We start from the raw sequence: 14,731 nt of genomic DNA on the forward strand, positions 1-14,731 counted from the left end.
TTGTCGCCAGCGTCTCATCCAGATTGCCGCGCTATAGGGCCTCGATGACCATGCTGGTGGTGCGGTCGCGGCGCAGGCGGGCCACATGTGCCGGCATCAACGCCAGGCGGATCATGAGCTCGGGGAGAGTGTGGATGGCGGGACGATGCAAGGACTTGCCCCGCATCACCTCGGCATCGATCGCATCCATCTCTTCAACGGAGATGTCGTCGTAGTCGTCATTGTCAGCCATTGCTGCCTCGTTCTCCGGCAGGCAATTAGCCGAGCGACTACGCGCCCGCCAAACCTGGCCGGTTACATGGGCGCGGTCTGCGCCCGGGATCAAAAATGTTCATGGGTGTTCAGATGAGGGGGCGTTTGCCCTATAGTCGGTGGTCTATCGGGCCACGGGCCAGCCGCACGGAAACGTAACCCTGCGAGAGCCGCCTTTGCGTCTCTGGGTCAGCTTCGCCGTCAATGATGGTTCGAATGAACATGAGAGGGTACCCGGTGAGGTCCTCCCGAAAACTGCAGCTAGAGGTGCAGTCCGGAACGCTGGAGGACAACGCGATCCGTGCGGCTGCCGGTCGGCGCCGCCTGTAGGTTCTCGCGTTTGTCTATGGTTCTCATGCTCATTCTGGTACAGATACGGAACAGAGTATTCCCTGTCAACCGACAGTTTCAATCAAAAGCTGCTATCGATGCGCATCCGGTGGATCTGGCGTCATGTGGATGTCGACTGTCGGGGCAAAGCCGCCGAGGACGCGGTTCTGATCATAGATGCGGAGTGGGAGATCGGCCTTGGGCATCCATACCCGGCCGACCTCAACCGCCGCAGAGACCGGAAGGGCAGGGAACACGTTGATCGTCTTCGCCTCGCCATGCACCGCCTTGATCCGATTCAGCGCGGACCGCAGCAGTCGTCGGAATTCAGCAAGGTCCTCGGGGCGTCGAAGGATATCGTTGTGGGGGGCGGCAGCAGTGATAGACCAGATAGAGCAATCTTCCCCAAGGACACGCTGGATCCGGTCGTGAGCGACCGTTGCACTCAGCGCAAGGATGAGGGCGACCTTCCCGTCCGGGGACTTCGGCTCTGCCGTTTCAAACTGTATCGGAGGGCCGTCGTTCTGCCAGGTCCAGGTTTGCGGCTCCCGATGGAGCTGATGAACGCTCACCGGCAAGATGTCGGAGAGCTGCCGACCGAGTTCGATCAACAATGGCTGCGGCGCCAAAGCGAACACGCTGGCGTGTCGGATGTCCTGCCGCTCGATTCTACCTCCGACATGAGTCTGGAATTGGCGGGCAAGGTTCCGCTGCTGTAGCGGCCAGTATTCGGGTTCATGATCCTCAAATGCACACCCTACTATTTCCAGATCGATCGTGGTCTCGCTGATCGGCCAGCGGTCCGGCATCATGGCTTCATGAAGCTGGCGCGTGGAGACGAGCGCCTGGTTCTGACCGATGTTGGCACCGAACCGGATAACATGGGATGCGCGGTCCACGTCGACGCCGGTGGCCATACGGATCCGGTGTTCGTGCTCCCGCTTCATGTCCCTCAAGAGATCGGCGGGATACTGCTCGGGTGCTTCGTTGTCGACGCGGCGATGACACTTGGCACAGAGCAGCATCAGGTTGCTGACATCCTTGGCGAGGATCCTTGAGAGTTCCTCGTGACCGCGGGCGCCGGCGGGCGAATCCGCGATGATGTGGGCCACATAGCCGTAGACGGCGTGCTTCTTGCCGATAAGCAGGTCGCCGACAAGGAGCTGGTTGCAGCTACGGAACTGGCAGCGGCCTGCCGACAGCGCCCATAGGGCACGCTGGATGTGCGTCGGTATCGATGTGCTGGACATGGGCATGCAACTTTTCGGAAGTAAAGCCAGGATGGTTGGGAGGAGGAGGGAGGCCTGCCTGGAAATAGGCCGACCATTGCGAGCCCATCGAGCGGTAGGCGCAGCTGGTGCCCGACAGGAGCCCAAGATGCATGAAGGCAGTAGTGGGAAATGGCATTCCGCCGCCTTGATGAGCTTCGCCAGTTCCATAGCCGGAACCGGTGGGAGCCGACTCGGGGTGGCGCCCGCGTCCCCGCCAAAGGCCCGTGGCAACCCAGTCCTCGTGCCAGAGCAGCCAGTTGATGGTGAACGGGATCAGCGTGTCGGCAATGTACTTGTCGGGGTCCCAATCATCGGCAGCGGGGTCATGGACGCACAGGCGAGGATAGTCGGGGTCCCGATCCCACCAGTACGTGTGCTGTGCACGCTCGCCGGTACCCCGTGGGTCGGCGCCGATAGGCGGATCCAGTACAATGATGCATTCGCGCGGGTTGCCGAGACGGAACGCATCGAAATAGGGGTACGCGATATAGGTGATCCGGATCTTGTACTTCTGAAAGATGGGGGTGAGGTGACCCTCCCACACCCCCATGAAGCCGAGGTCGCAGACCAACTTGAAATCCGGATAATCCTTCCGGATTCGACGGTGCTGTTCAGCGACGGACAGGGCCAGTTTCGGGATCTCCGAAGTCGGTATGATAGGGAGTGGACCGGGCGCTGGCCGGTGCGGCCAGGCTGCCCAGCGCGGCAATGGCGCCCACCTTGGGAATGTGGACGTTCTTGCCGGCGAACAGGTCACCGCGTTGCTGGCGGATGAAGCCTTCATAGGCGTCACGGGCCGGCTTCTCGCCGAACAGGCGCTCCATGACCTTGAGCATCTCTGCCAGGCTGAGCCCACCGTCCCGCATGAGCCGCAGGTCGGCAGCGAACCCGTCCAGTTCCTTGAGGAAGATCCGCTGGTTCAACCGATCACCGGGCCACCGGTCGGTGAAGATGTCCTCGCGGCACCTCTCGTTATGGGCATAGATCAGGCGGTTTTGGGCTTCGGCGCCGGCGATGATGCTGCGAAGGACATCAACCTGGTGAATCAGCTCGTCGGCAAGCGTGTTCGTCCGGTTGGCATTGAGGGCGACGTAGTGAGCCAGCAACACTGACGGCGGCAGCCGGAGGTTCGGCCAACTGCGGTCGTACAGGATGTTGCGCCACCTCTTGATCAGTTGAAGGGCGATCACCGCGCGAGACTTGCGGTAAGCCGGCATCTGGTCAGGGACCGGAGCGGTTTCGGCTTTGGCGTCGAGCAGGATCCGGTTGTAGTCGAGGGACCGGCGCTCGAAGAACTCGCCGAACGCGGTATCGGGCGGGGTCATCTCCTTGAACCACTCGGCGAAACCGAAAGGATTGGCGAGCAGCGTCTTCTTCGGTTCGGATAGATCAGAAGGCTTGGAGTGGAAGATGTAGCTGGTCTTCTCGTTCCGCCCCCAGGTGCGGACCACCGGTGTGACGTCGAGGTGCATGTCCGCGTAATTGATGGTGCTGCAGCGGGTCTTGCGTTCGGTCTTGTCGTGGTACCGCGTGCCTTTCACCGAGGCGATAGCGTCGTGGAGTGTCGCCAGAGCCTCTTCGGGGTCGATGTATGGTGACCAGTCGATCTGGGCGATCACATCGATGTCGAAGTCGCTGGTGGTCGAGTGGCGCGCAACTGTCGCTCCGATGGAAAAACCGCCTTGCGGATAGAATTCGAGGACTTTTCCTTCCAGCGGGCTGCCGGAGCGGTCGAGCCAGTCGCTGATGGCCTGGTAGTGGGCGACTGCGTTTTGGTAGTCGGTGGGCGTAAGCTGCACGCGGACGGCGACATCGGCCAGGAGAACGTCGAGCGGCGAGTACGCGGCGATCTGGCGTAGGGTGGGCGAACTGTAATTCATGGTCGAAGGAACTCCTGTCGTTCGACGCACTGGCGGATGCCGGGGGAGGGAACATCGCGACCAGCAGATTCATGGTCTGTTCTGCCTGCTATTGGGCGGCGAGATTCACACCTCGCCGCCACTTCGTAAGTACTTGATCGGTCAGCTGAATTCAGGATCGATCAAGTCGGCATATCTATGAGCACCCGGTCGTACAGCCGCACGTGTCGCACTTCAGGCAGGTTCCGTTCCGGACCATCGTGAAGTTGTGGCACTCGGTGCATTGGTCGCCGGTATAGCCCTTCATCTGCGCTTCGGCGCGGAGGAGGCCGGTGTCCCTGGAGGGCGGGGGGGCCGGGATGGGGGCGAGTTCGGCGGTGTTGAGGGCCGTCGGGGTCGGGTCGATCTTGAGGGCCGTGGCGCTGCGCAGGGCCGTGACCGTCGAGGTGCTGGTGGCGGAGCTGGCATAGCGGGCGGCTTCGGCGGTGGGCACCAGCATCAGGCTGGCATTGGCCGTCTTGCCGCGGGTCATGCCGCGGGAGACAAAGCGCTCGGCGGGCACCGGGGCCGGCGCCAGCGCGTCGCCGCGGGCACCCTGGTCCTCGGCAACGCCCTTGCCGAGCGAAGTCGGGCTGTCCGGATTGACATGGGCCAGGTCGTTCCGGTCGAGATAGGACACGGCCAGCTCGCGGAACACATAATCCAGGATCGAGGTAGCGTTCTTGATGCGGTCATTGCCCATGACCATGCCGGCCGGCTCGAAGCGGGTGAAGGTGAAGGCCTCCACATATTCGTCCAGCGGCACGCCATATTGCAGGCCCAGCGAGATGGCGATGGCGAAATTGTTCATCATGGCGCGGAAGGCGGCGCCTTCCTTGTGCATGTCGATGAAGATTTCGCCCAGGCGCCCGTCTTCATATTCGCCGGTGCGCACATAGACCTTGTGGCCGCCGACCACCGCCTTCTGGGTATAACCCTTGCGGCGATCCGGCATCTTTTCGCGTTCGCGCAGGCGCTCGACGATCTTCTCGACGATCACTTCCGTCTTGGCGGCGGCGGGCAGGGCGGCGATGGATTCCACCACGTCTTCCTCGTCCTCGTCGTCAGCGGCGGCGAGCACGGAGGAATTGAGCGGCTGGCTGAGCTTGGAGCCGTCGCGATAAAGCGCATTGGCCTTCAGCGCCAGGCGCCAGGACAGCATATAGGCGTTCTTGGCGTCCTCGACCGTGGCGTCGTTCGGCATGTTGATGGTCTTGGAGATGGCGCCCGAGATGAAGGGCTGGGCCGCCGCCATCATCAGGATGTGGCTTTCCACCGACAGGTAGCGCTTGCCGATCTTGCCGCAGGGGGTGGCGCAATCGAAGACGGGCAGGTGCTCGTCCTTGAGATGCGGCGCACCCTCGAGGGTCATGGCACCGCAGACATGGATATTGGCCGCCTCGATATCCTTCCTGGAGAAGCCGAGGAAGGGCAGCAGCTCGAACGAGAAGTCGCCAAGCTGTTCATCGGTGACGCCCAGGCCCTTGAGGAAGTCGGCGCCCAGCGTCCACTGGTTGAACACGAACTTGATGTCGAAGGCCGACTTCATCGCGGCATTGAGCGCCTCGATCTTGTCGTCGGTAAAGCCCTTGGCGCGCAGGGTCGAGGGATTGATGCCCGGGGCCTGGTTCATGTTGCCATGGCCCACGGCATAGGCTTCCATTTCGGCGATCTGGTCTTCCGAATAGCCCAGGGTGCGCAGGGCAGGGGGCACGGCGCGGTTGATGATCTTGAAATAACCGCCGCCGGCCAGCTTCTTGAACTTGACCAGAGCGAAATCGGGCTCGATGCCGGTCGTGTCGCAATCCATGACCAGACCGATCGTGCCGGTCGGGGCGATCACCGAAACCTGGGCATTGCGATAGCCGTGCTTCTCGCCCAGGGCCAGCGCATTGTCCCAGGCGACGCGGGCGCGCTCGGAAAGGGCCGCATCCTTGAGATTGGCATGGTCGAGGGCGACCGGATTGATGGAGAGGCCTTCATAGCCCTCGGCATTGCCATGGGCGGCATTGCGATGGTTGCGGATGACGCGCAGCATGTGCTTGGCATTGCGCTTGTAATCCTTGAAGGGGCCGAGCTCCTTGGCCATTTCGGCCGAGGTGGCATAGGACACCCCGGTCATGACTGCGGTGATGGCGCCGGCAATGGCGCGACCTTCGGCCGAGTCATAGGGAATGCCCGAGGTCATGAGCAGGCCGCCGATATTGGCGTAGCCGATGCCCAGGGTGCGGTATTCGAAGGAACGCTCGGCAATCGAGCGCGAGGGGAACTGCGCCATCATCACCGAGATTTCGAGCACCACGGTCCAGAGACGGACAGTGTGTTCGAAGGCGGCGGTGTCGAAGCTCGAATCCTTGTTGCGATAGGGCAGCAGGTTCACCGAGCACAGGTTACAGGCCGTGTCATCGAGGAACATGTATTCCGAGCACGGATTGGACGCCACGATCGGCCCGGCGGCCGGGCTGGTGTGCCACTCGTTGATGGTGGTGTGATACTGGATGCCGGGGTCAGCCGAGGCCCAGGCCGCGTAACCGATCTGTTCCCAGAGGTCGCGGGCCTTCAGCGTCTTGGTGACATTGCCCTTGATGCGGCCGATCAGGTCCCAATCGCCATCGGCCTCGACAGCGTTGAGGAAATCGTCGGTGACGCGGACGGAATTGTTCGAGTTCTGGCCGGAAACGGTGAGATAGGCCTCGCTGTCCCAATCGGTGTCGTAGATGGGGAATTCGAGGTCGGTATAGCCCTGCTTGGCGAACTGGATGACGCGGAAGATGTAGTTTTCCGGCACCAGGGCCTTCTTGGCGGCGCGCACTTCGCGCTTCAGAGCCGGATTCTTGGCCACGTCGAAGCAATCGTCGCCCGAACCTTCGCAGTTCACGGCGGCCTTCATGATGGCCTTGAGGTGCTTGGAGACGGTCTTGGAACCGGTGACGAGGGCGGCGACCTTCTGCTCCTCTTTCACCTTCCAGTTGATATATTGCTCGATATCGGGGTGGTCGATGTCGATCACCACCATCTTGGCGGCGCGGCGCGTGGTGCCGCCCGACTTGATGGCGCCGGCGGCGCGGTCGCCGATCTTGAGGAAGCTCATCAGGCCCGAGGACTTGCCGCCGCCTGAGAGCTTTTCGCCTTCGCCGCGGAGCTTGGAGAAATTGGTGCCGGTGCCCGAGCCATACTTGAACAGGCGCGCCTCGCGCACCCACAGATCCATGATGCCGTTCTCGTTGACGAGATCATCGTCCACCGACTGGATGAAGCAGGCATGCGGCTGGGGATGCTCGTAGGCCGACTTGGACTGGACCAGCTTGTGGGTGAAGGGGTCGACGTAGAAATGGCCCTGGCCGGGGCCGTCAATGCCATAGGCCCAGTGCAGGCCCGTATTGAACCATTGCGGGGAATTGGGGGCGACCCGCTGGGTGGCGAGCATGAAGGCCAGTTCGTCGAAGAAGGCGCGCGCATCCTCTTCGCTATCGAAATAGCCGCCCTTCCAGCCCCAATAGGTCCAGGTGCCGGCCAGGCGGTCGAACACCTGGCGGGAATCGAGTTCGGAGCCATAGCGCTCGGCTTCCGGCAGCTTGGCGAGCGCAGCTTCATCGGGGACGGAGCGCCACAGCCAGGAGGGGACGGAATTCTCCTCGACCTTCTTCAGGACCTTGGCGACGCCGGCCTTGCGAAAATATTTCTGCGCGATGATATCGGTGGCCACCTGCGACCAGGTCGCGGGCACGGCGATATTGTCGAGCTTGAAGACGACGGAACCATCCGGGTTCCGGATCTCGCTGGTGGCCGAGCGGAACTCGATGGAGCCGTAGCGATCCGCGTTGGCAGTGGTAAACCGGCGTTCTATGCGCATAGTCTTCGTATTCCCCAAATCGAGCAGGCACAAAGGCCCGCCAGCCGCTGGTCCGGCTTCGTCCGTTTCTGTTGACGCTGTCACCAACCAAGGCCCGCGGGAGGGCGCGAACCTCGTAGAATTTGCCCCGTGCCCCGAACCCGCGACGGTCTAGCTGCCGATGCTTGGTTTCGAGGTCCTGCCCGGGCCCCTTAATGGGGTGTCGGGCCGTCGATGAGAGTTCCCCGATTCAGAGGGCGCGTCAACGCCAGAAATCACAAGACCTAGTGTGCCGCTCTCGTGGTGAGACAAGAGCTAGTATGGGTAATATGTGGATTCCGGGGACAAAGTGCAAGCAATGCCGGGGGCTCGCGACGACGATTTGAACGCGCTTCCCACCCCTGTCGCCGGCATAAAAATGAGGTCAGATTCCAGCGCTAATATGCGGCAAATCCTTGCTCTTTGGCACGTGGCTCGCCGCGTTAATCGCGGCTTTACCATGGCATCGAATGGCAGAATCAGCGGCGGCGAAAACCTGTCAAGCGAACAATTTTGGCCCGGGGCGGCAGAGAAGCGGACACCATATCTAGTCGGTCGCCCGCAATCCCCGGGCCTGCCCGCGCAGAACCCAGACGGCCAGCGGCACCATGGCGAGGCCCGCCCAGCCATAGGCCGGCAGGATTCCGATCCTGTCGGCCAGGAATCCGAAGGCCAGGGTCAGCGCGATGCCGGCCATGTTCTCGGCCATGACCAGGGCGGAGGTGGTGGTGGCGCGGCTGCGGCCTTCCATGACGCGGTGGAAGCGGGCTTCGGCAAGCACGCCGAGCGGGGCGACCACGATATAGGCGGCGCAGAGCAGCAGGACATAGAATGGCGATGCCCCGATCGAGGCCGCCACCAGAAGGGCGCCGCCGGCCAGCGGCAGGCCCCAGGCCAGCCAGGGCCGGCCCGCCAGCCGATGGGCATGGAGGCTGGCCAGTGCATAAAACCCCTCCACGCCGGCGCCCAGAATGCCCCAGGCCCAGACCGGCACGGCGGTCGCGAGATAGTAGAGCTGGTCGAATTCCTCGAGCAATTCGTAGATCACCAGGCCCACGGCGATATAGGTGGTGACGAAGCGCAGATCGGCATGGCCGCGGAATTCGTTCAGCGCGTCCTTGAAGTGGGAGAGGTAATTGCCCGCCTCCTCGTCGCTTTCCGGCTTCGCGGCGCCGTTGCGGCGCACATCCTGCAGCCAGAAGGCCAGAAGCGAGGCGATCAGCAGCGGCGGAATGGAGAGCCAGATGGCCCAATCGAAGCTGTACCAGGCAACGAAGCCGCCCAGCAGCGTGCCGGCCCCGATGCCGAGGCCTTCTGCGGCATTGTCCCGCCCCAATATCTTGTCGAATTCATCGCTGCGCCCCTCATGGGCCAGCCGCTCAAAGAGCAGGGCCTCGCGCGAGCCCGATTGCCAGGCCTGGCCCAGGCTCCAGAACAGAAAGCCCAGCCCATAGAGCCAGAAATTGCCGTCCGCCACGCCCCAGAGCACGAATGTCAGCACCTTGGCCAAGGGCGCCAGAACCAGCAGCGCCCGGCGGTCGAAATGGTCGGACAGCGCGCCCGAAGGCATTTCGAGCACGATGGCGGAGGCCGACCAGAAGGCCAGCAGGATGCCGATCTCGCTGATCGACAGGCCCTCAAGCTCGAACAGGGCCGTATAGATCGCATAGGCCAGCATGAAGTCGAACAGGAACGCATAGACATAGTACAGGCCCAGGAAGCGGCGCAGCGGGAGCAGGGGGCTGGACATCGGGGCATTCCTGTTTCAGAACGATTGGTGAATAACCCGGCTGTTTCGCCGGGTCAATGGATACGGAACGATCGATCTGAAAATGGTGCGGCCACGTCAATATGTGCGCGAGGAGGTGATCGACAAGGCGCTGAACCTGTTCTGGCGGCTTGGCTATGAGGGCGCGCACCTGGCCGCCCTGGTCGAACATACCGGGCTCAACCGCTTCAGCCTCTACAAGGAATTCGGCGGCAAGGCCGGGCTCTACGAGGCCTCTTTGGATCGCTTCGTCGGTTTTCTGCTCGAGCAATATCGGGGCGTGCTGACGCGCCAGCCGCCGGGGCTGGAAAATATCGAGGCCGCGCTCAGAAGCCTGGAATATGGCAGCGAATATTATGGCTGCTTCATGCTCAATACGCTGGCGCAGAAGGACAGCGCGCCGCCGGCTGCCGTCGAGCGGGCCCTGGCCGCCGCCGCCGAGATCGAAACCCTCTATCGCGACAATCTGGTGGGTGCCGTTGCACGGGGGCAGGTGGACAAGACCGCAGACCTGCAGGCCCTGGGCAAATTGCTGCAGACGCTCGATCAGGGCTTGCACATGCAGGGACTTGCGGGCACCAGCGACGCCCAGAAGGATGCGGCAATCGCCGCCGCCATGGCTCTGCTGCATCACGCCGCGCCCTAGAGTCGAATTGGCTCTGTTTGGTCTAGGCTCCCTCTGCCAGCCATGCTAAACCGCAGGCAAATCGACGCCCAAACTTTCGGAATCGTCCCGTGGCCCAATCCGGTTTCAAGCAATTCCTGACCGAAATCCTGTCCTGGTGGGGCGGCAATAGCTGGGGCACGCGCCTCTGGATCCGCCGCTTCGGCGCCTATGTGGGCTCGGACGAATTCGGCAATCGCTATTATTACGACAAGAAGCACGATCGCCGCTACGTGACCTATGCCGGCGGCTTCGCTGATGCCTCCGCCATTCCGCCCGGCTGGCATGGCTGGATGCATCACCGCACCGACGTGCCGCCCGCCGATGCCAAATATGAGCCGCGCGCCTGGGAAAAGCCGCACCTGCCCAACCTGACCGGCACCGCCGCCGCCTATCGTCCCGATGGCAGCCTGCTCAACAAGGGCGAGCGCCCGCGCGTGACCGGCGATTATCAGGCCTGGTCGCCTGAATAAGGGCATCAAAGCCTTGCGGCCATTTCTTCATCCATTGCTACGGCCGCTGCTGACAGCGGCCGTTTTCGCCTTCCCCGCGGCTTTGCCGGTGCAGGCGCAGCCGCTGGCCAACCCGGTGGCCACCTTTGCCGGACTCGACAAGATCACCGGCCGCATCACCCGCTTCGACGTCTATATCGACGAGACCGTATTGTTCGGCGCGCTCGAGATCACGCCGCGCGCCTGCTACAACCGCCCGGCCAGCGACACCTTGCAGCGCACCTCCGCCTTTCTGGAAGTGAACCAGATGAGCCTGGATGGCACAGGCGAACGGATTTTCACCGGCTGGATGTTCGCCGACAGCCCCGCGCTCAATGCCGTGGACCACGCCGTCTACGACGTGTGGCTGATCGAGTGCAAAACCTCCACTAACGTGCCGCCGCCCGCCGAGCGCTAACGCTCCGCCGCCATGTCGAACGGCCCGCCCGCCCTTCGTCGTGAGGGTGCGGACGCGCCGTCCGTGCGAAGGAGAACAAGCATGCTGACCTTGCCCGAAATCGTCGAGCGCCCGTCCCAGCCCTATGTCTATGTCCGGTTCACCGTGCCGATGAACCAGATGCAGCGGCCGGCCAATGAGGGCTTTCCCAAAGTGTTTGCCCATATCGAGCGCCACGGGCTGGCCCCGGTCGGGCCCGCCTTTTACAATTATCGCCGCATCGACATGGCCAATACTCTGGACGTGGAAGCCGGCGTGGCGGTGCAGGAGGCGGGCGCAGGGGAAGGCGACGTTGCGGTGGGCACATTGCCGGGCGGACGCTTCATGACGCTGTCCTGGCACGGCCATCCCGACGCGCTGATCACGGTCACCGGCATGATGATCGGCTGGGCGCGACTGACCGGACAGGATTTCGACATGGAGCAGAAGCCGGACGGCGACCATTTCGCCTGCCGGTTGGAATTGTACGAATCCGACCCGGCGGAAGTGCCGAACATGGATGAGTGGGTGACGACGCTGGCGTTCAAGCTGCGGGATTAGCAGTCGATTGCTTTTGATTTGAAACGCGCTCTCCCGGAGACCTCATGGTGAGCTTGTCGAACCACGAGGTCGGGAACGCCGGAAGCTGGGTGCCACGACCTCGTCCTTCGACAGGCTCAGGATGAGGTCTACTGGTTCACAAGCATTCCAGCCCGAACATTGTCCCATCCCCATCGTCATTGCCGGGCTTGTCCCGGCAATCCAACTCGGGGCGGCATGGACCGCCGGGACAAGCCCGGCGGTGACGAAGAGAGGAAGCGTTGGGGCGAAGTGCCCCCTCGTCTCCCTCAGAACATCTCGTCCAGCGTGCAATAATACCGGTATTTCGCCGCATCCCATTCGGCGCCATAGGCCTTGAGGAAGGCCGCCACGTGCTCCTCGCCGATATTATAGGCGATGCTGCGGCAGGCGATGGCCAGGTCCTGCCAGACATCTGCGCGGCCCATGCGGCCGCAATCGACCAGGCCGGAGAAGCGGCCATCCTGAGCCAGTACATTGGGGCTGGAAGCATCGCCATGGGTAACGATCAGCTCACCGGTTTCCGGTGGGTTGGCCACAAGCCAGTCCAGCACCTGACGGGCTGTCCAGCCCTGGCGCTCGATATCGAAATCGCTCTCATCGACCAGGCCGGCCGCCAGGCGCCGCTCGGCTTCGTCCAGGCGGGCATCGATGCCATGGTCGAACGGGCATTGGGCGGGATCCAGCGCATGCATGCGCTTCAGGCCCTGGGCATAGACGCGGACGAAATCGCCGGGCTGGTCCACGAAACGCGTCAGGTCCGCGCCCGGCACCGCGCTCATCAGCAACCAGAGCCGGCCATGGGCCTGCTCGGCATCGATGACCCGCGGCGACTTGAAGCCCATGCGGGTCAGCCAGTTGAGGCGTTCAATCTCCCCCGGCAGTTCAGCCAGATCATGCAGGCGCTCCGCCTTGAGAAAAACGGCATTGCCGTCGCCCAGCGCGATCCGCCAGACATCGCAGGACGATTGGCCCAGCGTGATCTCGGTCCAGTCCAGGGTCAGCAGCGGCCCCAGGCTTTCGGGCAGGTCGGATGGCTTGCTCATTGCGCCTTGTCCCATGCGGTCCAGTCGCCCTGGCGCAGCAGGGCACGACCGAGGCGATCTTCATAATCGGCGCGCGGAATTTCGATGCCGCCGAGCGATGCGAGGTGGTCGGTGAGAAATTGCGTATCGAGCAATTCGAAACCGCCAGCGTTGAGCCGGTCCACCAGATGCGCCATGGCCATCTTGGAGGCGTCGGTGCGGCGGTGGAACATGGATTCGCCGAAAAAGGCGGCCCCGATGGCCAGACCGTAAAGCCCGCCCACAAGCTCGGTTTCGTCCCAGACCTCCACGGTATGGGCGATGCCGCGGCGGAACAATTCGCCATAGACGGCGCGGATCGTGCCGTTGATCCAGGTCGTGTGGCGATCAGCGCCCACACTGGCGCAGCCCTCCACGACGCCGTCCCAATCGCTGTCGACGCGGATGGTCCAGCCCGATTTGCGCATGGCCTTGCGCAGGCTTTTCGAGGCATGGAAGCCGTCAAGCGGAATGATGCCGCGCATTTCCGGGCTGACCCAGAAAAGGTCGTCGTCGGCGGCATCCTCGGCCATGGGAAAGATGCCGGCACGATAGGCGCGCACGATGAGTTCGGGCGTGATCTCGACGGCAAAGGGATCGGTGCGGCGGGCCATGCTTATCGCGAGAAGATGGATTGCCCGGACAAGCCGGGCAATGACGTCGACTGGAGGATTGTGCGCAAAGCGTTCACCCCATCGTCACCACCGGGCCATCCTCGGACATGATCCGGGGACCCGGTGGTCCATGCTTCAAGCCTTGTTGGCGGCCAGGAACTTTTCCAGCCAGTGGATGTCGTAATTGCCGGCCAGGATATCCGGCTCCTTGATCAGGCGCTGGAACAGGGGCAGGGTGGTCTTGACCCCATCGACCACGAATTCGTCCACCGCGCGGCTGAGGCGCTTTAGGCATTCCTCGCGCGTGCGGCCATAGACGATCAGCTTGCCGATCAGCGAGTCGTAATAGGGCGGAATCTTGTAGCCCTGATAGACCGCCGAATCGACGCGCACACCGACACCGCCCGCCGGGTGGTAGAAGGTGATCGTGCCGGGCGAAGGCGCGAAGGTCTGTGCGTCCTCGGCATTGATGCGCACTTCGATGGCATGGCCATAGAACTGCACCTGCTCCTGGGTCATCGACAGCTTTTCGCCCGAGGCGACCTTGATCTGCTCATAGACGATGTCGATGCCGGTAATGCGCTCGGTAACCGGGTGCTCCACCTGCAGGCGCGTGTTCATTTCGATGAAATAGAACTCGCCGTTCTCGTAGAGGAATTCGATGGTGCCGGCGCCGGAATATTTGAGCTTGCGCATGGCGGCGGCGCAAATCTCGCCGATCTTGTCGCGTTCCTCGGCGGTGATGGTGGGGCCGCCGGCCTCTTCCCACACCTTCTGGTGGCGACGCTGCAGCGAGCAGTCGCGCACGCCCAGATGCACGGCATTGCCCTGGCCATCACCGAGGATCTGCACCTCGATATGGCGGGGCTTGCCGAGATATTTCTCCATATAGACCGAGTCATTGCCGAAGGCGGCCTTGGCTTCGGAACGGGCGGTCGACCAGGCGACCAGCAATTCCTTTTCGGTCTGCGCCACCTTCATGCCGCGCCCGCCGCCGCCGGCCGTGGCCTTGATCAGCACGGGATAGCCGATGTCCTTGGCGGTCTTGAGCGCCTGCTGCTCGGTTTCCACCGCGCCGGCCGAACCGGGAACCACGGGAATGCCCAGCTCCACCGCCGTCTTCTTGGCGGTGATCTTGTCGCCCATGATCTCGATATGGTGCGCCGAGGGACCGATAAAGGTCACCTTGTGCTCTTCGAGGATCTTGGCGAAGCGGGCATTTTCAGAAAGGAACCCATAGCCGGGATGGACCGCATCCGCGCCGGTGATCTCGCAGGCGGCGAGAAGGGAGGGGATGTTGAGATAGGAATCCTTGGCGGCATTGGGGCCGATGCAGACGCTTTCGTCGGCCAGGCGCACATGCATGGCATTGGCGTCGGCGGTGGAATGCACCGCCACCGTCTGAATGCCCATTTCCTTGCAGGCACGCAGGATGCGCAGGGCGATTTCGCCGCGATTGGCGATCAGGACCTTCTGGAACATCAAAAGTCCCC

Annotated in this window: 13 protein-coding genes; 4 read left to right on the forward strand and 9 right to left on the reverse strand. The window is 62.8% G+C overall.

The genetic code is table 11. The annotated features are described in order from the left end of the window. Nucleotides 1-31 precede the first annotated feature (31 nt). The 6 genes from A3840_RS13145 to A3840_RS13170 form a co-directional block, all read right to left on the reverse strand. Nucleotides 32-232, reverse strand: a complete 201-nt coding sequence (locus tag A3840_RS13145; RefSeq protein ID WP_067457521.1) for a hypothetical protein — start codon at nt 230-232, stop codon at nt 32-34. A gap of 442 nt (nt 233-674) precedes the next feature. Then, the gene (locus tag A3840_RS13150; RefSeq protein WP_067457524.1) at nt 675-1,832 is read right to left on the reverse strand and encodes an SAVED domain-containing protein; all 1,158 of its coding nucleotides are present in this window, start codon (nt 1,830-1,832) and stop codon (nt 675-677) included. Beyond that, nucleotides 1,756-2,562, reverse strand: coding sequence for a type II CBASS E2 protein (locus A3840_RS13155; protein WP_483782928.1), 807 nt, complete (start codon nt 2,560-2,562; stop codon nt 1,756-1,758). Before A3840_RS13155 ends, A3840_RS13150 begins: the two co-directional genes overlap by 77 nt. After that, nucleotides 2,465-3,733, reverse strand: coding sequence for a nucleotidyltransferase domain-containing protein (locus tag A3840_RS13160; RefSeq protein ID WP_067457530.1), 1,269 nt, complete (start codon nt 3,731-3,733; stop codon nt 2,465-2,467). The genes A3840_RS13155 and A3840_RS13160 overlap by 98 nt, the downstream gene beginning before the upstream one ends. A 175-nt stretch (nt 3,734-3,908) precedes the next feature. Beyond that, a complete protein-coding gene (locus A3840_RS13165) occupies nt 3,909-7,604 on the reverse strand; it encodes a vitamin B12-dependent ribonucleotide reductase (protein ID WP_067457533.1) in 3,696 nt (1,231 codons plus the stop codon). Nucleotides 7,605-8,169: 565 nt separating this feature from the next. Next, on the reverse strand, nt 8,170-9,372 hold the full coding sequence (locus tag A3840_RS13170; RefSeq protein WP_067457536.1) for an MFS transporter: 1,203 nt from the start codon (nt 9,370-9,372) through the stop codon (nt 8,170-8,172). Nucleotides 9,373-9,454: 82 nt separating this feature from the next. Between A3840_RS13170 and A3840_RS13175 the strand changes: the two genes are divergently transcribed. The 4 genes from A3840_RS13175 to A3840_RS13190 all read left to right on the forward strand — a co-directional run bounded on the left by A3840_RS13175 (nt 9,455) and on the right by A3840_RS13190 (nt 11,542). Beyond that, nucleotides 9,455-10,036 (forward strand): TetR/AcrR family transcriptional regulator, encoded by a 582-nt coding sequence (locus tag A3840_RS13175; RefSeq protein ID WP_067457538.1) that lies wholly within the window; start codon nt 9,455-9,457, stop codon nt 10,034-10,036. 89 nt (nt 10,037-10,125) lie between these two features. Then, nucleotides 10,126-10,527 carry an NADH:ubiquinone oxidoreductase subunit NDUFA12 gene (locus A3840_RS13180; RefSeq protein WP_067457541.1) on the forward strand — a complete coding sequence of 134 codons (402 nt, stop codon included), beginning with the start codon at nt 10,126-10,128 and terminating at the stop codon, nt 10,525-10,527. A gap of 13 nt (nt 10,528-10,540) precedes the next feature. Continuing rightward, nucleotides 10,541-10,963, forward strand: a complete 423-nt coding sequence (locus tag A3840_RS13185) for a DUF2155 domain-containing protein (RefSeq protein WP_205633383.1) — start codon at nt 10,541-10,543, stop codon at nt 10,961-10,963. Nucleotides 10,964-11,044: 81 nt separating this feature from the next. Next, on the forward strand, nt 11,045-11,542 hold the full coding sequence (locus A3840_RS13190) for a GyrI-like domain-containing protein (RefSeq protein WP_067457544.1): 498 nt from the start codon (nt 11,045-11,047) through the stop codon (nt 11,540-11,542). Between the two features lie 287 nt (nt 11,543-11,829). On the opposite strand, the gene A3840_RS13195 is transcribed toward A3840_RS13190, so the two are convergent. The 3 genes from A3840_RS13195 to accC all read right to left on the reverse strand — a co-directional run bounded on the left by A3840_RS13195 (nt 11,830) and on the right by accC (nt 14,720). Then, nucleotides 11,830-12,606, reverse strand: a complete 777-nt coding sequence (locus A3840_RS13195; protein WP_067457548.1) for an APH(3') family aminoglycoside O-phosphotransferase — start codon at nt 12,604-12,606, stop codon at nt 11,830-11,832. Further along, nucleotides 12,603-13,238, reverse strand: a complete 636-nt coding sequence (gene aat, locus A3840_RS13200) for a leucyl/phenylalanyl-tRNA--protein transferase (protein ID WP_067457550.1) — start codon at nt 13,236-13,238, stop codon at nt 12,603-12,605. Before aat ends, A3840_RS13195 begins: the two co-directional genes overlap by 4 nt. Nucleotides 13,239-13,373: 135 nt before the next feature. Beyond that, nucleotides 13,374-14,720, reverse strand: a complete 1,347-nt coding sequence (gene accC, locus A3840_RS13205) for an acetyl-CoA carboxylase biotin carboxylase subunit (RefSeq protein ID WP_067457553.1) — start codon at nt 14,718-14,720, stop codon at nt 13,374-13,376. Nucleotides 14,721-14,731: the final 11 nt, after the last annotated feature.

The sequence above is a fragment of the Devosia elaeis genome, from assembly GCF_001650025.1.
Taxonomy (GTDB): Bacteria; Pseudomonadota; Alphaproteobacteria; order Rhizobiales; family Devosiaceae; genus Devosia; species Devosia elaeis.